Source organism: Leptospira perolatii, from assembly GCF_002811875.1.
GTDB classification, from domain to species: Bacteria; Spirochaetota; Leptospiria; order Leptospirales; family Leptospiraceae; genus Leptospira_B; species Leptospira_B perolatii.
This window is the reverse complement of sequence record NZ_NPDZ01000008.1, coordinates 153,952-174,179: the sequence shown is the minus strand read 5'-3', so window position 1 is coordinate 174,179 and position 20,228 is coordinate 153,952. Positions and strand designations below refer to the sequence as shown.

At 42.0% G+C, this 20,228-nt stretch carries 17 protein-coding genes and 1 rRNA gene; 8 read left to right on the top strand and 10 right to left on the bottom strand.

Features of this window, described 5'->3' with window-relative positions; genetic code table 11:
* Window positions 1-164: 164 nt before the first annotated feature.
* A complete protein-coding gene (locus CH373_RS13550; protein ID WP_100713534.1) occupies window positions 165-2,207 on the bottom strand; it encodes a neutral/alkaline non-lysosomal ceramidase N-terminal domain-containing protein in 2,043 nt (680 codons plus the stop codon).
* Window positions 2,208-3,024: 817 nt separating this feature from the next.
* On the opposite strand from CH373_RS13550, the gene CH373_RS13545 reads away from it, so the two are divergent.
* On the top strand, window positions 3,025-3,435 hold the full coding sequence (locus CH373_RS13545; protein ID WP_100713535.1) for a hypothetical protein: 411 nt from the start codon (window positions 3,025-3,027) through the stop codon (window positions 3,433-3,435).
* Window positions 3,436-3,663: 228 nt separating this feature from the next.
* On the opposite strand, the gene CH373_RS13540 is transcribed toward CH373_RS13545, so the two are convergent.
* Window positions 3,664-4,146 (bottom strand): hypothetical protein, encoded by a 483-nt coding sequence (locus CH373_RS13540; RefSeq protein ID WP_100713536.1) that lies wholly within the window; start codon window positions 4,144-4,146, stop codon window positions 3,664-3,666.
* 28 nt (window positions 4,147-4,174) lie between these two features.
* A complete protein-coding gene (locus CH373_RS13535) occupies window positions 4,175-4,618 on the bottom strand; it encodes a DUF1353 domain-containing protein (RefSeq protein WP_100713537.1) in 444 nt (147 codons plus the stop codon).
* 326 nt (window positions 4,619-4,944) lie between these two features.
* On the opposite strand from CH373_RS13535, the gene gcvT reads away from it, so the two are divergent.
* From gcvT to CH373_RS13505, 5 genes are all read left to right on the top strand, one after another.
* Window positions 4,945-6,069 (top strand): glycine cleavage system aminomethyltransferase GcvT, encoded by a 1,125-nt coding sequence (gcvT, locus tag CH373_RS13525; RefSeq protein ID WP_100713539.1) that lies wholly within the window; start codon window positions 4,945-4,947, stop codon window positions 6,067-6,069.
* 15 nt (window positions 6,070-6,084) lie between these two features.
* A complete protein-coding gene (gene gcvH / locus CH373_RS13520; RefSeq protein ID WP_100713540.1) occupies window positions 6,085-6,477 on the top strand; it encodes a glycine cleavage system protein GcvH in 393 nt (130 codons plus the stop codon).
* A 9-nt stretch (window positions 6,478-6,486) separates the two neighbouring features.
* The gene (gcvP, locus tag CH373_RS13515) at window positions 6,487-9,372 is read left to right on the top strand and encodes an aminomethyl-transferring glycine dehydrogenase (protein ID WP_100713541.1); all 2,886 of its coding nucleotides are present in this window, start codon (window positions 6,487-6,489) and stop codon (window positions 9,370-9,372) included.
* Between the two features lie 129 nt (window positions 9,373-9,501).
* Window positions 9,502-10,227 carry a CPBP family intramembrane glutamic endopeptidase gene (locus CH373_RS13510; RefSeq protein WP_125169957.1) on the top strand — a complete coding sequence of 242 codons (726 nt, stop codon included), beginning with the start codon at window positions 9,502-9,504 and terminating at the stop codon, window positions 10,225-10,227.
* A gap of 50 nt (window positions 10,228-10,277) precedes the next feature.
* On the top strand, window positions 10,278-12,188 hold the full coding sequence (locus CH373_RS13505) for a DUF2079 domain-containing protein (protein ID WP_100713543.1): 1,911 nt from the start codon (window positions 10,278-10,280) through the stop codon (window positions 12,186-12,188).
* A gap of 59 nt (window positions 12,189-12,247) precedes the next feature.
* Here CH373_RS13505 and CH373_RS13500 read toward each other — a convergent pair whose 3' ends face one another.
* The 3 genes from CH373_RS13500 to CH373_RS13490 form a co-directional block, all read right to left on the bottom strand.
* Complete coding sequence (locus tag CH373_RS13500) at window positions 12,248-12,991, bottom strand: endo alpha-1,4 polygalactosaminidase (RefSeq protein WP_165778837.1); 744 nt, start codon at window positions 12,989-12,991, stop codon at window positions 12,248-12,250.
* 109 nt (window positions 12,992-13,100) lie between these two features.
* Complete coding sequence (locus CH373_RS13495; protein WP_100713545.1) at window positions 13,101-14,153, bottom strand: hypothetical protein; 1,053 nt, start codon at window positions 14,151-14,153, stop codon at window positions 13,101-13,103.
* Window positions 14,154-14,275: 122 nt separating this feature from the next.
* Window positions 14,276-15,388, bottom strand: a complete 1,113-nt coding sequence (locus CH373_RS13490) for a lipase family alpha/beta hydrolase (protein WP_100713546.1) — start codon at window positions 15,386-15,388, stop codon at window positions 14,276-14,278.
* 255 nt (window positions 15,389-15,643) lie between these two features.
* Between CH373_RS13490 and CH373_RS13485 the strand changes: the two genes are divergently transcribed.
* Together CH373_RS13485 and CH373_RS13480 are read left to right on the top strand one after the other, a co-directional pair.
* Window positions 15,644-16,993 (top strand): YncE family protein, encoded by a 1,350-nt coding sequence (locus tag CH373_RS13485; RefSeq protein ID WP_100713547.1) that lies wholly within the window; start codon window positions 15,644-15,646, stop codon window positions 16,991-16,993.
* A gap of 135 nt (window positions 16,994-17,128) precedes the next feature.
* Window positions 17,129-18,193 carry an LIC_10091 family lipoprotein gene (locus tag CH373_RS13480; RefSeq protein WP_100713548.1) on the top strand — a complete coding sequence of 355 codons (1,065 nt, stop codon included), beginning with the start codon at window positions 17,129-17,131 and terminating at the stop codon, window positions 18,191-18,193.
* A 175-nt stretch (window positions 18,194-18,368) separates the two neighbouring features.
* Here CH373_RS13480 and rrf read toward each other — a convergent pair.
* The 4 genes from rrf to CH373_RS13460 all read right to left on the bottom strand — a co-directional run bounded on the left by rrf (window position 18,369) and on the right by CH373_RS13460 (window position 20,093).
* Window positions 18,369-18,485 (bottom strand): 5S ribosomal RNA (gene rrf, locus CH373_RS13475).
* Between the two features lie 72 nt (window positions 18,486-18,557).
* Complete coding sequence (locus CH373_RS13470) at window positions 18,558-19,232, bottom strand: biosynthetic peptidoglycan transglycosylase (protein WP_100713549.1); 675 nt, start codon at window positions 19,230-19,232, stop codon at window positions 18,558-18,560.
* Window positions 19,216-19,869, bottom strand: a complete 654-nt coding sequence (locus CH373_RS13465; protein ID WP_100713550.1) for a RibD family protein — start codon at window positions 19,867-19,869, stop codon at window positions 19,216-19,218. The genes CH373_RS13470 and CH373_RS13465 overlap by 17 nt, the downstream gene beginning before the upstream one ends.
* Window positions 19,866-20,093, bottom strand: coding sequence for a (2Fe-2S)-binding protein (locus tag CH373_RS13460; protein WP_100713551.1), 228 nt, complete (start codon window positions 20,091-20,093; stop codon window positions 19,866-19,868). The genes CH373_RS13465 and CH373_RS13460 overlap by 4 nt, the downstream gene beginning before the upstream one ends.
* Window positions 20,094-20,228 lie beyond the last annotated feature (135 nt).

Below are 20,228 nucleotides of genomic sequence, written 5' to 3'. Positions count from 1 at the left end.
TCTACCACGGCAGCAATAAACTTAACCTTCTCGTCCATCGGTCGCACCTCTTTCCACGGCAAAGGCTTGTCCTCCTTTGCGTTTGTTTAGTGTTACCTATGTTCCCGGTCTATTCTGTTACCCATGTCTCCGGTTCATACCAAGGGTGGGGCCCTACAAAAAAATCAGAATTCTGGGGAAAAGAATTTTGCCAAGCCAGCTCTGGGTTGAATTACGAATCTATATTTTCTTTTTCCATAATGCTCAGGATTAAACCAACGGATAATGTACGCGGCCATCCCATCCCCCTTGTTTCCATCAAAATGAATTTCTAAATCCACGCCATTGTCGTCGACAGGTTCGCCTTCTTTGAGAAGTGTTTTCCAGTCTCCGCCTTCATCTTTGGCTTCAAGGGAAACAAGTGGCTCGTGTAAATCTATTTTGGAAGGTCCAACATCCTTGTAGCGAAACACCCAATGCTTTTCCAAGTTTTCTTCCGCCATCATGAGTTCAGGTTGATCCAGTACTTCTCTCTGACCAACAATCGTATCCGATTTCGTTGGAAAATAAGAAGATCCGTCTAGTTCAAATTCCCAAGAATTGGGGAACTCCTCCTTTCCGCCGACCGAAGGAAGATTTTTAGTTAAGTCAGCGAGGTGGGCTTGCAAAAACGGCTGAGTGGAAGGGCCATAGAGTGTATGACCTCCTTCATAGTGCTGTCTCGTGTACTCCTCAGGAGTAGTCACGTAACCGAAGTATCCGTTCGCGCAACTGATTACTGATGCATTTTTGATCGTTTGTTCAGCGGATTGAATAGCTGCTTCCACAAAGCGTCTACCGGATTCGCGAGTTACCTCAAATGGAACAGGAAGCAATATTGTGTCTCCAATTCTAACGGATTGAAGAAGTAGTTTATGAGGAAATTTTGCTTTTCTTAATACGATCGGTTGAAGGTACTTAAAGCCTACGATCCTTTTGTGCCCTTGGCATCCTCCAGTCAAGAACCAGCGAGGCCAACCTTCTCCCCATAGTGGAAGCCAATTCAAAACTGGAGTCTGACCATCTTCTGCACCTCCTGTTAGAGCAGTTCCTACGTAAGGTCTATCGCATAACTCCGCTTCGCCGAACTTTGGATTCTCATATACATCGACTTCCCTAGTATTAAATGAAATTACAGTATCAAAACTTAAGGAGGTCTGCAAAGAATCGAAAAGTGCAACTGCCTTTTTTCCGATCTCTTCACCTAACCGTCTAGATTCGATAAACCCTTGCATGCTTTCGCGATAGTCAGGTGAGTTATCTCCATGAGTCGCATTACTCACTGCGTGAATAGGATTCCAGCTAGATTTAAATTCACTCCTGATCCTTTTTTCCAAAATTCTTTCAGGATACGCGAACACGTCAGCGTTAACCGACTCAGTCGAATCTGGTATAGTTGTGCCATGAATCGAAAAAGTAGTGAAGGCACCTAAAGGTTTGAACCTACCGTCCTTATCAAGTGCATCGATCCTTACCATTACCATCTCTGGATTTATCGCCTGGTACTGTAACTCCGGCTTTATTTCATCGACTCCCGAATTCTTATTTGCTCGGTAAGCATCCATAGAACGATTCCGAGTAACTCCCCAAAGCTGAGTTTTTCCAGTGGCAATCTTTGCAAGTTTTGCCGATTTGTAAGCTTCTTCAACTCCAGCTGTTAGGCGATTTACGATAAACTCAGTCCAGGCTTTATCAAAGCCCGGCTTGTTGGATGCGAATTCATTATAAAAATTATTCTCATAAAAGTTTGCCGGAGCTGAGTGAGTATGATTTCCCGAGAAAACAATTCCACCGAAACTAACATCTGTGGTAGATGCCAACTTCTCCGCCAAAAGATGGTGAATTAATAAAGAACCAGATAGAAGATCACCTTGGATCAAAACAACCGGAGGTTTGTCATCTTTTCGAACATAAAAGATACGTGCATAAATTCTAGTTCTAAATCCTTTTTCCGTTTCAGCTAACATAGAATAACCGGCCAACGGAAGACCAGGAGGAGGAGTCAAATCCACCTTTGCACTTCCCGCCATTAAGCCTTTTGTTTTCGAAGGAATTACTGGTTTTTTATAAGAAATCTTATATTGAATACCTGCTGAGCAGGAAAGAATTAAGAAAACACCGACGGCCGTGATGCTTAAAGATTTTACGAATTTCGAGATTCCCTTCACATTTCTATTAACAATGTTCATTATTTCTCCTAACGGTTGATTCAATTCGGGAGTAAAGTAATCCTTGTTACCAAAAGATCTTTGAAATACAAGGAAATTAGATGCTATTGATAGTATTCGTTCTTCTTACAAATCAATTATATCATTCTAAAAAAGTGCAGGATTTTTAAACGATCCCTTCAACCAAGAAGCGAAAAGAAAATCCGAGCTGTAATCTCATATAGAAGACCGAAGTGCTAACTCAGGTTAAAAGCTCTCCTTCCTTAGAGATTCAATGCAAAATTTTCCGACCAACTCTTGAATAAACGATAACAGATGTAGAAGAGTCCAATGGTCGAAGTAGGTGCCAAAAACTTTAATCTCACATTAAACAGGAACTAACGCGAGAAATAGATCTGTAGGGGCATCTTAAAGCGAGAGATCGATCGCTTGTTTTGTGCTAGATAAAAGTTTCCGACTTGGGAACAACAATCTAGAAAACAAAAAGTAATGAGTATATTATGAAAAATAAAAATTTTTGAAGATAAGGATTATTGTCACCAGTTCGGTAAACGCGATTGTAGGAGCTCCTACAAAAAATCTCACCTTGAAATTCCCTTGAAAATTCAATGGATTTTTGGTATGAGGCGTGCTCCACCGCTTCGCTCCGGCCCCCGCCCAGGAAGGGTGGGGCTAAACTCAAAGTACACCTCAGCTCCGAAAGAACACCTCAGTTCGCGCAATGAAATTCTAGCTTTTAATTAGGAATTTATGTGGTTTGGCACGGGAAAATGATTTTTTTTCCCGTAAATTTCTTCATTCTAAAAGCTTTAGAGAATAGTAAGGCGGGAAAGAAAGTATGAAGATCGGAAAATTCAATCTGATTGTCGGAGCAACAGGTCTGCTGATCGCGGCCTGTGGTGGACTTGTATTGGGCGCAACCTTTGATCAGTACAGTGTCAGGAATGGCGATCACTTGCTATCCTTAGTAAGATTCTATCTAAGGGAAGGCCATTCTCATGGAATGCCCATCTCATTGTATAATCTGATTATCGGGCTTTATGTAGATAAATTAGAATTACCTAATAAAGGAAAGTGGACACTTGCGATTGCGGCTGCCTGCGGATTACTACTCCCAGTCGGACTTGCTATCAAGGGGGCGGCAGGCGCACCCGCCGAATTTCCGCCGGTGGGCATGCCCGGCGTCTTAGGAATGCTTGTCTCCATTATCTTATTGTTAGTCGGTGCAATTCGGATGAAAAAAAGCTGATCGGGAATACAGTCTCCCGAAAGTTTTTGCACTATTTGAAATTGGGATTGATAAGACGGGTATTTGGGGAGAAGAGTCGCGCCATGGATGCGACTCTTCTTTATACTGAAGATTCGTATAAGAAAATAGTAATTCTTTATTTGCCAGTATCGCGAAGAACAATGAATTGGTCGTGAAAAAGCTCACTCAGAAGCCTGAATGACTATAGTCTCAAATAAAGCTTCGATCTTATATTCCTAATTGCTTTAAATAAAGAAATCTGCAGAATCTGCCTTTGTCTGCTCCGAGACCGCATCTGGCTTTTAACCATTCAGAATCATAGACGACCCTTTCTCCATTGTGATCTGCATACTGAGGTTTAGAAAGTGCATTTCCCCAAGAATCTAGAACAGTATAATACTTTTTGCCTTCGACCCACTTTATATCAACCAGGCACAGAAAATGTCCGGAGGGAGTAATCGACGTTCCAAGCATAACCGCCGATCCTTTTTGGAGTGCCTCATCTAAGTCAGACCACTGACCTTTTGTTAGGTGCTCCACTACTTCGACATTTTTATCTTTTACTAAGCTACGCAGGGCCTCCGCATAGCATTCTAAGAATCTTCCCAATCTCATGTTCGTATCTTTTTTCCAAAGATCTGAAATCCATGAAAAAGCTTTCTTCTTTAGTATTTTCTCTCCGATTCCAGCTTCACCAAATCTCGGTTCCAATTCTATTTCGAAGACATCAAATGAAGAGTTATGGCGCAGTCAGCTCTTCATAATCATGATTCGAACCTGGTGCTGCGGCCGACCCCCCAAAAGTACGAACCGCCCAATGAACCCACTTAGCCCTCAACTTGGACATACCGTCTTCGATACAAAGGTCATGCAGCAAATCGTCAGCATACTTCCTCGTAGATTGATCCAACCGACTATTACGCATTAGCTGATAGAGGGCGTCATGCACTAAGGACCCTCGCATAAAATTTGGAGTATCGATCGTAGGTCCACTCGGTCCGTCCCATGCATAGCCTTCAAAAATAGTAAGCTGTCCATTTTGCTTTAGGCGAATGAATCTAAGTTCCCCTTGGTGAGGTTCTATAATCTCTGAAGCTGGACGAAGATCGATCTGTATCGTATAATCATAAAGTAACTGGTATTTATAATTTCTAAGGGTCCTGTATTTGATATGATCAGCCATCAGATCCTCCAAAAGCAACTTCTCAATCGAGCAGTCAGTCTAGACGAAGAGCACTTACGCAAGAGCAAATTTAGAAAAAACCGATTTAATTTTGAGACATGCGCAAAGTAGAATCCGAAAAGCCAATGGGGGCTCTGAAAAACTATCTAGCCGAATGACGAAAACAGCTGAATATATCTGCCCAATCCAGAACATCTCGGGCTTGAATCGAAAGTTTTGTAGGAAGTCCTTCAGAAATCTAAGAATTCTCTGAACATCTCGAAAATCTCCGTCCAAAATTGATTTTTCGATCTCACCAAGTCATGAAATCATGGCCGCAAACGCTTATGTCCCAATGGAAAACTACCCCGTTGCACGGGGACCACATTAAACTGGGGGCGAAAATGATCCCATTCGGCGGATGGGATATGCCAGTTCAGTATTCAGGAATTATCGCAGAACACACTGCCACTAGAGAAGCCGCAGGTTTGTTCGATGTCTCCCACATGGGGGAGATCTTTTTGGAAGGACCTCCTTCCGACTTACTTCACTATTTAGAGTCGGTCACTTGTAATTCCGTATCCTCTCTATCAGAAGGCCAGGTGCAATACAGTGCGATCATCAATGAAAATGGTGGCATTGTTGACGATATTACTCTTTATAAGTTTAATGATCGCAAGTATATGATTTGTGCAAACGCATCTAACGTTGATTCAGTTGCAAATCACCTCTCTAAAAACTTGCCTTCCAATTCGGGGATCAAACTGGAAAATCAAAGCAATGATTGGCATCAAATTGCGATCCAGGGTCCGAAGGCAGATCAAATTTTATCTAATTACCTGAATCGAGATCTTTCAAAAATCGGTTACTATAAATTCGAAGCAAACATGAACGGGAACGAATCCGAAAAAATGATCCTTTCCAGAACAGGATACACTGGCGAAGACGGTTTCGAAATTTATACTTCCAACCAATCCGGATTAAAACTCTGGAGAGAATTATTAGAGGCCGGAAAGCCCCACGGACTACTTCCGGCGGGCTTGGGTGCGAGAGATACACTTAGGATTGAAGCAAAATATCCGCTTTATGGCCATGAACTAAACGAGACCAGAACCCCAGTTCAATCTGGAATCGGCTGGACAGTCAAAGAAAAGGAAGTGAAATTTCCGAAGTATGAATTAATCATCGGAGAAAAATTACACGGCGCAGTCAGAAGAGTGACTGCATTTGAATTATCCGAGCCTGGAGTTCCAAGAGAAAACATGCCGGTACTAGATTCGGCCGGCAAGCAGATCGGCATCACTACTTCCGGAACCTTTTCTCCTTCTTTAAAGAAAGGCTTGGGCCTTGCGTGGATCGATTCGAAGAGTATCAATCATGAAGAACCGATCCTGATCGAAATCAGAGGCCAGTCAAAAAACGCAATTGTATTCACGAAACCATTCGTTTCGGGAAGTATTCGAAAAAACTAATTTAAGGATTTACTAATGGCAGCAACGAACGCACCCGCTGGATATAAATTTTCCGAAAAACATGAATGGGTAAAAGTAGAAGGTGATACAGCTCTAATCGGAATCACCGACTATGCGCAAGCAGCTCTTGGAGACATTGTATATGTCGATCTACCTAAGGTAGGAAGAAAACTGAAGCAGTTCGATTCTTTCGGAACAATCGAGTCGGTCAAAGCAGCAGAAGATCTCTATTCTCCAGTGGGAGGAGAGGTTTCAGAGGTAAATTATAGCCTTGGATCAAGCCCCGCACTCGTAAATGAAAAACCTTTCGATTCCTGGATGATTCGAGTCAAGGGAATTCAAGCCGGCGAATTAGATAAGCTAATGTCTCCGGATGAATATCGTGAATTTGTAAGTAAACTGGATTAGAAAAGAATTATGAATACAATTACCTGGAACCCGGCAAAAATGAAAGAAGTGGATCAAAACCTTTCTCCCCTGGACACGTTTCTTCGTCGTCACGTCGGACCCAATCTAGAACAAACCGAAGAAATGCTTTCTCAGCTGGGTCTTTCCAGTCTGGAAGAATTAGTCTCTAAAGCAGTTCCTGCAGGTATTCGTCTTGAAAGGCCGCTGGAACTTCCGACTCCGTCGACTGAACATCGGATTCTTAAAGACCTGAAAGAGATCGCTTCGAAAAACCAAGTATTCCGTTCCTTTATCGGAGCTGGCTACCAGGCGAGTATTATGCCTCCGGTGATTCAGAGAAATATTCTAGAAAACCCAGGTTGGTACACAGCTTATACTCCTTACCAGGCAGAGATTTCCCAAGGTAGATTAGAAGCGCTCTTAAACTATCAAACGATGATAGCGGACCTAACAGGATTAGAAATCTCTAATGCATCTCTTTTGGACGAAGCCACAGCAGCTGCAGAAGCGGTCTTTCTTGCCTTTGGAGTTCGAAAAAACGAAACTTCCAAACTTATTTTCGTTTCGAACCAATGCCATCCGCAAACAATAGATGTGGTTCGTACTAGAGCTCTTCCACTGGGAATCGAAATCCAACTTGGAGACCATAGAAGCGCTGAATTAAACGAAGATTACTTTGCGGTTCTGGTTCAGTATCCTACAACTGATGGAAGCATATTTGATTACCAAAGGTTTTTTCAAACCGCGCACAATGTAGGTGCAGTCACCATCTGTGCTGCAGATCTGCTTTCTCTCACTTTGCTAAAACCGCCGGGCGAATTCGGAGCGGATATCGCGATAGGAAGTTCTCAAAGATTCGGATTACCATACGGATTCGGCGGACCTCACGCAGGTTATTTTGCTACCAAAGACGAGCTGAAACGTCATATGCCGGGCAGACTAGTAGGAGTTTCCAAAGACAGCCAAGGAAATCCTGGTCTCCGATTGGCTCTTCAAACGAGGGAGCAACATATTCGAAGAGATAAGGCTACATCGAATATATGTACGGCTCAAGTCCTTCTAGCGGTACTTTCTTCCATGTACGCGGTATATCATGGTCCGACCGGACTTAAAAATATTGCAGTTAGAATTCATCACCTAACTGAAATCTTAGCTAAGAATTTGGAAGGCAAGGGCTTTGAGATACTCTCCAAACCATTTTTCGACACGATTACGATCGATCTCGCAGAAAACGCATCTCGCATTTTAGAAATCGCTCGCGAAAAAGGAATCAATCTCAGGGACTTCGGAAACGGAAAAGTCGGAATCGCTTTAGACGAAACAGTCGAGATCGACGACCTACAAAAGATCTTCGAAGTATTTGGTGGTACTAAAATCGATCTTTCCGTTCAGGAAGAATCCGTCCCATCCGAATTCTGGAGAACTTCCTCCTATTTAACACATCCGGTTTTTAAAGCAAATCATACCGAGACAAAAATGCTTCGGTATATTAGAAAATTAGAATCAAGAGATCTTTCTTTAACTACTTCCATGATTCCTCTCGGATCTTGCACTATGAAATTGAATGCAACCGTGGAAATGCTTCCTGTCAGCTGGCCGGAATTTTCCGCTTTGCATCCTTTCGCGCCGAAGGAACAAACCGCCGGCTACAGAACCATATTCAACCAGCTGGAAAATTGGCTCTCCAAGATCACTGGATTTCCAGCAATTTCCTTGCAACCAAATGCCGGTTCGCAAGGAGAATATGCGGGCTTGCTTGCGATTCGTAACTATCATATCAGTCGAGGAGATTCCGCTCGAAACATTTGCTTGATTCCGATCTCCGCACACGGAACAAATCCCGCTTCGGCAGCCATGGCCGGTTTCAAAGTGGTAGTCGTTGCTTGCGACCAAGATGGAAACGTGGATTTAGAAGATCTGAAACTCAAAGCAAAAGAACACGAAAAAGATTTGGCCGCTTTAATGATTACCTATCCGTCTACTCACGGCGTATATGAAGAATCTGTAAAGGAAATCTGTAAAATTGCACATGATCATGGTGGGCAAGTTTATATGGACGGTGCAAATATGAACGCCCAGGTAGGAATTACTCGTCCTGCTGATATCGGTGCGGACGTCTGCCATTTGAATTTGCATAAGACATTCTGTATTCCTCACGGTGGTGGAGGTCCTGGCGTAGGTCCGATCGGAGTAGCAAAACACTTAGCTCCATTCCTTCCTGGTCACCCGCTTGTCGATAACGGAACTGGTAATGAGCACAGCGCGGTGTCTGCGGCGCCTTGGGGAAGTGCTAGTATTCTATTGATTTCTTGGGTGTATATTGCATTACTCGGCTCCGAAGGATTGAGGCAGGCGACAATGTATGCGATTCTAAATGCGAACTACATAGCCAATAGATTAGCGTCTTACTTTCCTGTTCTGTATAAGGGGAAGAATGGATTTGTAGCTCACGAATGCATTTTGGATTTTAGACCTTTCAAAAAATCCGCCGGTGTGGAAGTAGAGGATGTTGCAAAAAGGTTAATGGACTACGGATTTCATGCGCCGACTATGTCCTTCCCGGTTCCCGGAACTTTAATGATCGAACCGACCGAGTCAGAATCTCTCGAAGAACTGGATCGTTTCTGCGACGCGATGATCAATATTTATGGAGAAATCAAAGAAATCGAAGAGGGCAAACTGGATCCAAAGGATAATCCTTTAAAGAATGCACCTCATACTGCTTCTATGGTGATTTCGGACACTTGGAACCATTCCTATCCAAGAGAAAGAGCTGCTTATCCTTCTGCTTGGACCAAAGAACATAAATTTTGGCCTTACGTTGGTAGAATCGACAACGTATACGGAGATAGAAATCTAATTTGTTCCTGCCTTCCGATGGAAAGCTATCAATAAACAAAGACGAGGTCCTTTCTGGAAACATACGAGGAAGAAAAACCGGAGACTCCTGAATTTCCCAGGTACTCTCACGGATTCCTCCTCGTTTTCCTTTGCTTAGTGATTCAGGTTTGCATTGGCCTACTAATGAATGTCGCGGCTTCCTCTTATGGAATTCACCTGGCGCAAGGTTATGTTTTTGCGTTAGCTAATATTCTCAGTATATTCCCAGTTTTTTTCTTAGGTATCATCCTTTCTAATAAACCGTGGACTTACTTCATCCGGAAGCCGAAGGAACCAAATCTCTCGGAGATCATACTCATTCTTCTTATCGCTTTCGGTTTATATGATTTGATCAGTTTTATAGTCATTCACTCCACTTTATATTTTCCGTGGATGTTAAAATGGAGCCAGTCTCTTTCTAATGGAGTCGCAGATACTGATTTGATCTTCGCTGGATTGATTGTAGCACCGATCACCGAAGAATTATTCTTTCGATTCTTCTTGTTCCGGGGGTTTTTGAAAATCTATAGTCTACCGATAGCAATCCTTGGGTCTGCCTCTTTATTCGGATTAGTGCATTTGCTTCCGACCCAAGTGGTAACTGGATTCATACTCGGAATTTATTTGGCTTATTTATATGCTGTTTCAGAAAACCCGATTCTTCCGATTTTAGGGCATTTTGTATATAACGGATATGTAATTTTCCTACCCCAATTTATCACCTGGTCCAAACTCCAGGAAAAGTTACCTGGATTCAGGACAGAAGTTTGGTTTTATGGTCCGCTTGATTTGATCGCAATTTTAGGATTGGTGTTCGGAATCTTCGCGACCAAGAAAATGTACGAAAAAAAGATCGCAAATTTTCCATGAATGCAGAACAGATTCATTGGGTCGAAATTACTTATACAAACTAATATAATATGAGAATTGGCGAAATCCTGCAGAGTTTTAAGAGTACCATTCAGGAAAAAACTTACTTCTCCAAATCCGGAAAATTTTGGACTTACTATTTTCTACCAACTCTTCTTTTGCTATGGTATGGACTATTTTTCTTCAGCTATAATGAAAAAGCAAAAGATGCATATATTCCAATGGCTTGGGATCAAAGTCTTTATGAACAGGCGATCTCAAATATAGCTTATGAATTGGATCCGCATGTATCTATCTTAGGTGGCGAAGTCTTTTTCAAAAATCATTTTACTCCGATCTTATATTTTTTGGCCGGGCTCTATCGATTCTTTCATGTATTTTGGGAGCCTCCTTTAACATTCATTATATTTACTGGTATTGTTTACGCGTTTCTGATCATTGGGGTGTATTATTGTGCAATCTCAGACCAAAAGAAAATAGCCAACATTCTCTTAGTTTTCTCGATTTTGGCGTTTTCGCCTGTTTTCAACTCTGCAATCGGTAATGGGTTTAGAGAGAGCGTCCTTACTTTATTACCCATTTCCTTTCTTTTGTACTATTGGAATCAAAACAAAGTTCGGCCCTTTACGATTTGGGCTCTAGTTTTATTGATGATAAAGGAAGATTGCGGATTGATAGTTTTCGGCTTCGCCCTTCTGCCTGGAAAAGATAAAAACCAAGGCTTTCGCATAGTTTCTCTGCTATGTCTAGCGGAATTCGTAGGAATTAATTTGCTGTATACGAACATCTTCGGAGGGCTTACTGGGCAGGAGAGATTTTCTCATTTGGGAAAAAATATTATGGAGATTATGCTCTCTCCTATAATACGTCCCGCTGAGTTTCTCAAATCATTTTTAAATATTTATAATATAATATTCCTTCGTGATCTTCTACTTTCATTTTGCTTTTTACCTTTACTGCGACCTACTCTGCTAGTTCCGAGCTTGCCCTATTTAGCTGTTCTCTTATTAAATTCGGATCATACGATCGGCACGGCAAACTCCCAATTGTGGTATATGGCGCCGCTGCTTCCGTTTCTACTGCTTGCTTCGGTTCAGGGATTTGAAAGATTGATGGATCGCTTTGCTAACCATGCAAAAGTGAAGATAGCGATAACTTGCTGCGCGGTCGTCTTCCCAATATATATCACTTCATCTGGATCCTATCTTTGGCACCGTGCAAAGGATAATAACGTCGGAGATTCCGTTCTTAGGATACGCAACTACCTGAATCGAGAAATTCCTTTATATACAGTCAATAATTACATGCCTTATTTTTCGGACCGAAAACTTCTATATGGATTTCAACCTCTAATCCAAGATGGGCTAGTTCTCTTACCAATCGGTTTAAGCAATCCGGCTAACTGGCAAGGTTGCTGCACTGCCGAATCCTATCTAAAATTAGTTCAAAATTTTTCCGAAACGCACAAAGTAAATCTAATCTATCAAGATGAGAATATCGCACTTTGGAACACTCGTATTTCCGGAAGTCCTGGTAATCTGCAAAGCCCAACCCAAAACATAGAGGCAGAATTCACTCCAAGCGAATTTATCGGAACTCAAGTGAATCGATTTCATCTAGGAAAAGGTGAACGAATCATGGGATACTCTTATTCGAAAACAGGAGGAATCGCAATGATCGGATCTTTGCATACAATTCCTCTAAGCTCTAGTAAGATCGTTCTTACTTTGCGAATTTCGGAAGAAGATTCATCTCAATGTAATGAAAAGAAACGCCCTGAAATTTACCTAAAGTTCGAAAATGGAAACCTCTTAAGCCAGAGAATACGATTCGAAACCTCAGAAGAAAGAAAGTTTTTCTTTGATATATCCAAAAACTCCGGAAACTTTTTCCCACTTTTGAAATACAATCGTTGCGGTAAGTTTGCTGTTGACTGGTACAAAATTGAATACTTGAAATAAATTTGAATCTTATTCGATCTTGCATAGGGAAAGTACCCCCGATTCAGAACAGAAGCTATTTATAAACAAGAGTCTCGAAAAGCGTTCAAGGATTGATTTTTCAAAACTCCTGAGAATCCATGAGAAATGGACTGAGGGCAAAAGTCGCTCTTAGTTGTCCCGTTCTCAACATATTCTATTTGGAAGACAGCCGACCCTTTGTTTGGAAATGCAACTTCCAAATTACACCAGCCTCCCACCTGACAACTTTCAGTTATTGCCCAATCAAAGTTTCCAATCAAATCAGAGATCTGATCTTGATCATTTTTCAAACCGACGGCCATTCCTTTACTATGAGCAAGATCACTGATCCATCGATTGAAACGAAGTTGATCGTCTGCGCTCAACGGAAATCCAGTATCATTCATATAACCGTCCACATTATCCGGATCGACTCCGTCGCAACCGTGTGTCTTGGCTTTATCAAAACGATCCGATAAAATCGGACTTAGAAGGTCTATCCGTCGGATATCCAGCCATTTTTCATCTGGATAGCCACTGTAAATTTTTCCTAAAACTGCCGAAGGAAATCGAGTCGCATCGGATCTAAAATTCTCGTAAGAGCCTACATCGATATAACATATAACCCTCTTTCCGGCAGAATGAAGTCTTTCAATCACGGTTGGATCCGAATCAGTTAAATCCAAATCTATATCAAAAACATCTGCGCTGACAGATTCCTGCAAAAGCTCCGAAAACTGAATCTGAAATGTAGTTCCGGGAGCTGGAATCCAAACTCTCGTCAGCAGAAAAGTCGAAATCAAGTCTCTCTGATCATCAGAATGATGTTTGCAGGAACTCAACCAAACAAAGAAGAAAAGAATTATAAAAGCAATACGATTCAAAACAATATATCAATTTTTTGAATATAGTTTATTCTATCCCAAGTACTCTATCTTCTTTGAATCGATAGTACCCAGAAGCTTCTTCATTTTGAATTGTCTCTGCTTCTTGTCCAAAGTATTTCTCTCTGAGACTCTCTAATTTTTTTTCGAGTTCCTGGCCCTTGTACTTAGATTGAAGACTTTCCGTTTCTTTCGTGTAATTTCGGCCTGCTTCCCAACGCTTATCTCTTTCAGAGTCCAACTCCTCCCATCTCCGAAGGGCATTCGCGTCCATACCTAAGTTCTTTCGAACCTCATGCAGCGCGGACTTTCTTTCGGAAGCGGTCATAGATTGTAAGTCCGATTGACTAGCTCGAATAAATCCTTCCATGAAAACTTGTTTTTTGTTTTCTAAAGTGCGCGGTAGATCTTGCCCATACGTACTTTTTAATGCGGTCTTAAAATGGTCTAGCTTTACATAAATCGAGGAACTCTTATCCGTTTCTATCTTTTTCAATGCATCTGAAATAGAACTAAGTTTTATTTCGGCGGCCCAAATCTCTTTTGCTTTTTCGCCGAACAGCCTCTCTCGAGTCTTCCAAAGTTCTTCCTGTCTTTTTTCTTGAGACAGAGAATTTAACCGATTAAAGTTATCTTTGTAATATTTCTGGTACTTGTACAGCGCTTCGGATAAGTTAAAGAGTTCGTTCTCCTTTCCAGGAAATGCAGCGCCCAGAATTTCTTGTAGGAGCTCCACCCATCTATCCGGAAATCTTTTTTGCAGATCCTGAATTAAGGATTCGAGCATTGAAATTTGTACGCTCGGACGATCAATCTGGTCTCCATATCTCTTCCGGAGCAAAAAAGCCATCTCGTCTATGCTCAAATTTGAATCGTTTTGACCGCTTTCGGCCCGGCTCTTAAAAGTTAGCTCGAGCTCTTGTTCGTTGAGATGATGCTCCGGAATCGGATGCTCTGAGAGATCCTTGAATTTTCTTTCGATCGGATCTACAGAGGCCAGATAATAATAGATGATTCCGATACAAAGGATTCCGACGGCGCAGACTATCAGAAAGATTTTATTTTTTAGTAATGATTGCATGTACGTAGATCCAATCCGTCCGAATCAAAGTTCCAGCCCGGTAAAGTTAGATTTAAGATATTGATTTGTTTAAAAAAGGTGGGCCGGGAGAAGAACTTCTCCCGGCCAAGCACAGTCAGGAATCAACCGCCATAATACGCTATATAATCTAGAAGGGCCGCGTAGAACTCTTTCTCATCGAAAGTATCCGGGCCAATTCCGACAACATCGATATGATCTTGATTAATCACATTCGCTGTAGATGTCATCTGAGTTGAGTTAGGATAGTTAATGTCTCCTACATATCCTATCGTAGAATTTGTATTGAGATAGTCTTGGCAAAGCAAGCAACTAACATATTCAAGTCGGTATCCCATTTGCTGGGAATTAATACCGACAAGCCCATCGTCATCGTCACCGCCTTTATTTCCATCTCCTTTTCCTGCAGCTCCATCGCTATCGCAATCGTCGACGCAATAACCGTTTCCGTCGATGTTAAAGAAGCCCTCTTTTAGCAAGTAGAGTGCCGGGTTTACATCCAATCCGGATTGAGCTGTAATTAAGGAACCGTATCTATAAGCATAGGTAGAACTTACTGGATAATTTTGGTTAAAGACTTTCATTCCTGTAGTCACGCCATCAGCCGAACTGTAGTCGTTATAAACCAATTGCTTTGCAGCCGCATAACCGTCATTACCAGAACCGTAAATTGAATCGCCAAATAACTTTGCCAACGCATCAACCACGCTAGTTACCCCGGGACCCAAATCCAAAATATATTTGGCCGTAGGAGATCCCCTGTGAGGCGATGATACGGAAATCAATACATGCACGACTTGACGACCTTTTCTTTGATAAAGGACCTTCGCAGCTTTACGAGCGTCGATACCACCTTGAGAGTGTCCGATCAGATTTACTTTATATGCACCAGTAGTCGCCATATAGTTTTCTACCTGATTTGCAAGCTGAGTTCCTCTCGCTTCAGAACTTTGAAACGGAGTAACAGAGGCAGCTAAAGCTTGCTGCTTTGAATCGATATTTCCATTGCAACTCACTTCTAAGAACTCGTCACAAGGGTCACCGACGAATACTCCGTAATCATCCCCGAAGTAAAAGAACCCGAGTAGATTGTCGAATCCACTTAACCCGTGTGCAAAAACTACGGGATACTTAGTCTTTGGAACGGAGCCGTACAATACGCCTGTTCCAAAGAAGAGCACTAGCAAAAGCGCTCCACATACTTTTTTCATATTCATCCTCTTCACTAGCCCAACCGTTTGTGTGTTTGTTACGGAGGCGGAACGAATTCTAATTGCCGTTCCCCATATCGTCAAGCTCTCAAACCCAAATTTATAGAAAACGCGGCAAAAAAGATTTTTTATATAGTATCTGTTATATAAAATAATCACTGTCAATTATTAACAAGACTTATGCGATTCCAATTGTTTCGGCTTTTTATGTTCGATTTTGAGATTTACTCACAAGGTCGCTAAAAGTATGAGGAATATTGAATGGTCCAAACTCAGACTTCGCTTAGAATCTATCCAATTCATTTACTATCTTTAGCGTTCCTACTTACTGCGGCTTCTTGTTCCACATCTCAGACCGCTACAGTTCGAAATAGGTCATCTAACTCAGAACCAACTACGGTGCGGTTTAGTATTCAACCGTACAAGGGCTCCACACTTAAGATCGGAAAAGATGTAATTCCATATAAGATTTTGGAAACCGATAAAACGATCGCAAAAATCGAGACCTCCCTTCCGTTATACAGCGCTGAAGATCCGCTCGAGATCAAAATCGATTCTCCAGGATTCGCAGAATCCATTATTCTTGCAGCTTCTGCGGATCAACTGAACGAAAGATTTTTCGCCCTAAATAAAGAGGGAGCATATCATGAATTTGTAAATAGGTTCAAAACGGGAATTCAACCCAAAAGTGTTCGCTTTATCGACGCGACCAGGATCGCAATTCCGCTTCTGGAAGATGAGGGAATGGACGTATTGGATGTAACAACTGGCAAAACGGTTCGAATTGCACCGCCAGAACTTTACAAAAAGAAACTAGGCTTTGTAGAGACTATCGCAATTCCGGAATACAATGAACTCTGGGTAAGCCAAATGCAGGCAAATGCTGTCCATGTGTTCGATCTAAAATCACTCGAATACAAAGCGACTGTAAACCTTTCTGGAAAGTGGTCCAAGATACTACTCTATGATAAGCAAAGAGATCTGGTGTACTGTTCCAATTGGATTAGCGAAGATATTTCCATTATAGATAGAAAATCCAAAACTGAGATCAGTAAAACCGACAAGATCGGATTACCAAGGGGATTATTGCTTTCTGCTGACGGAAAAGAGCTCTATATCGCGCAGTTCTCCGCAAGCAACCAGGAGAACGGCGGAGGCAGAATCGGGATTTATTCCTTGGAAAAGGGCAAACTCATGGATACGATAGGACCTCCGGGTAACAAAAGACATATTGTAGGAGCTCCTGACGGAAGTAAAATCTACGTTTCCGATATGTGTTGTGGAAAAGTAGAAGTCTATGACACCAAGGAAAAAAAGCTAACGAAGTCAATTCCGGTCTTTGACAAACCGAACACGATCGCTCTCTCTCCGGACGGAAAGTATCTTTATGTTTCTTGCCGAGGACCAAACAATCCAACAGAAGGCTATCTTAAGAAAGGACACGTACTCGGTCAGATTTTCGTAATCGATACAAAGACAGACCAAGTCGTTGAATTCTGGGAGGCCGGAAACCAACCGACCGGTTTGGATGTTTCTCCAGATAATCGCTATTTAGTAACTTCCGATTTCCTAGATCATCAGATTAGAGTTTATAGAAGAAAGGGACTTTGAGCTCACTATCGACTTGAGAACGTGAAAAAAGTGAAAACTTCTTTATCTCACTTCTCCCTTCGATTCCATGGATGAGAAAGCTAGAATCAGTCTAGCGATTTCGAAAATACACAGAGAGAGAAAACAAATCTTCCGATGACTGTTGATTCAAAGGCCACCAAATATCTTGCCTCTATAGTTGTATACCTCGCTTGTTTGAGCTGTTCTCCTAAAGCGATCCAATCCGAAAAAGAAAATTCCAGTCTCCGATTGACCGAAGCTCAGATTGGAATCCTTCGGCAGACTCCACAGGAAGATCTAGTTCCTACGATCTGGGATACTGGAGACACAACAGTGTCCAACGAAGATCGATTGGACCTACTGATCCCGCATGTTCAAAATATTGGTAAGGCTTATATCGGTGTAGGTTCTGAGCAAAACCTAACAATCGCAGCTTGGGCGAAATCCGAATTTATCTATCTGATGGATTTCACCAATATCGTAGTTCTTGCGAACGAGATTACGATCCAATTTTTGAAGAAAGCGGAAAAGAAAGAAGAATTCATCCGCCTTTGGGGAAAGGAAGGAGAAAAAGACGCCCTTAGTCTGATCGAGAATTCGTTTAACGATCCCGCAAAATACAAAAAGGTTTATAAGCAGGCCTCCCCTTTTATCCGAAAGAGACACGCTACAAACTTGATGCTTTCTAAAAAATACAACTACAAGATGTTTCAGTCGGACGACGAGCAATACGCTTACATTCGCAGCCTCGCTTTAGAAAACAAAATCTATCCTGTCCGAGGAAATCTTTTAGGTAAGACTACACTTTTCGGAATCGGAACTAGTTTAAAAAAAGCAAATCTATCAGCGGGTATTATTTACTTTAGCAATGCAGAAGAATACTTTGCGTACCCGCAAGAATTCAAGGATTCGATCGCGAATCTTCCTGTTGAAGAAAAATCACTGGTAGTAAGAACGATTTCGGTTCGGAAAGATGTCTTCCCTTGGTCTCCCGGCTCCGAAATTTCCACAGACCGCGGATTTCATTACGCAGTTCAAAAAATCTCCAACTTTCAAAATTGGCTAAAGAACGGAAAACCAGGATTGAGATCTCTCCATATCATGCTCGAAGGTGGAACCGTTGATAAGCAAAATGGAATCACAGTCGTCGATAAAGGACCGGCTTCGATTTTGCCTGAAAAAGGATCTGGAAAAAAATAAAGGCACACTTTCTTAGGTGTATGCCTTCCATCAAAAAGGAAGGCAATTCAAGATCGCAAAAATCTGAACATCGATCCTGAACTGAGATGATGCGGGACCTTACTGAACATCTCTACTATCTTTGAAAATAAAAAAGCCCGGAATTTAGTCCGGGCTTTTTTGTATGATTGCGAAAACCCGGCGACGTCCTACTCTCCCACACAGCGAACCATGCAGTACCATCAGCGATGAGAGGCTTAACTTCCGTGTTCGGGATGGGAACGGGTGTGACCCTCTCTCTATAACCACCGAGAATCTATCGTCAGTTTCCTGGACCTTTTGCTGCTGTCCAATTTTTTTTAAAAGTTAGAATGGAAAAAATCGACTACATCGATTCTGCCAGGGAACGTACTTCCTCTCTACTGTACGCATCCGGTTTTTTTAGAATCTGCACTAGCGCTTTATACTGCCTCAAACTTAAATTGGAAGGATGCTTGTTGAAGTAGTACTGAGACGATCTGTGAATTCCGTTCAAGCCTCTCCCCCAGTATACCAAATTTAGATAATATTCCAAGACTCCGTTTTTGCCGAGTTCCAAATCCAGACTTTGAGCGATTCGAATTTCTCTCAACTTTCGTGCGAGAGTTTTGTCTCTGGTTAAGAAGAGTGTCCGAGCAAGCTGTTGATCTATTGTACTTGCACCGCGCAACTTTCGAAACAATAGCGCAGTCTGTAAAAGCGCAGATTGAATGTCAGCCAATGAATATCCCGAATGTCGAAAAAACCTTTCGTCCTCTACTTCTACCAAGTAATTTACCGCGCCTGGAGGAAGTTCATCCAATCTAACCCAATCCGGTTCCAAGCGAACCGATTCCAAGTTTTCGGGAATATAAATCAGTTGGTCTTCGTGAAATAGGATCGTTTTTACTGGAAAAATTTGTAAGTAGATCAAAGAAGATGTGATCCCAAGAATGATTAGGCGAAACAATAAACTATTCACGCGATTCGAATAAGTTACTATCTCCGATAGCTTATGGCTCGATTTATTGCCTGCGTTCATACTGCAGAAATATTTCGTCCTCTATTACTTCTGTTCGAATCAGTTTCCAAGATTGTAGATCAAAGTTTTCGTACGCTATGGAACTTCCGGTAATCGAAGGCAAATCTTCTTGACCGATCACAAATGGCACAATCGTTAGATTGATTTTGTCCACTAGATTCTTGCGAAAAAAAGAATCATTCAACCGAGGACCTCCTTCCAAAAGCACATTCGAGTATCCCCTAGTTCCGAGATCTCGGAGAACATCTGTACTCTCAATATCTTCTGGACCCAGTACGCAAATCTCTGTAAGTTCCGACAAAGTAGATCGCACTTCTTTTGCGTTCTTCTCGGTACAGTAGACCAATGGTTTGGTTTTCGAATGTCGAAATACTTTTCGATCTACAGGCAAGGTTCCGGTTCGAATCAGGATGACTGGTCTAGGATCCGATTTTCCTTCCACATAACGTAGATGAGTGACCGGATCATCTTGTAACAAACTATTCTTTCCTAAAAGCAAAGCGTCCGCTTCTGCACGGAGCTGATCCATTCTTCGTTTGTCGTTTCTGGAAGAAAGGCCGTACCATTTTCCATCAGGACGACATACCTTTCCATCCAAAGTCATGGCCATATTTACGGAAAGACAAGTCCTGCTCATTTAGGGCGTGCTGCTAATTCTTGAGCGAGAATCTTTTTTACTCGCCCACTGCAAGTACCGCAGCCAGTACAACAATAAGTATCCTCCATCAACTTCTCCAAAGTATCGTTTCCCTTGCGAATAGATTTTAGAAGATCTTCCTCAGAAACTTGATTGCAAACGCAGACCTTTGGCGGACGCATCAAAGAGTTGAGATCGAATTGGCTGAAGTCGGAAGGATTCATGAGCCTCTATGAAATTGGACTCCGGGTCGAAAACGGTTCCATCAAGCTATCTATAAAGTAAACGAAGGGCAAGATAATTTTTTGCATTTATTTCTCGTTGACACCTAGGTGAAAAGACCTAACCTCCTTCGAAAA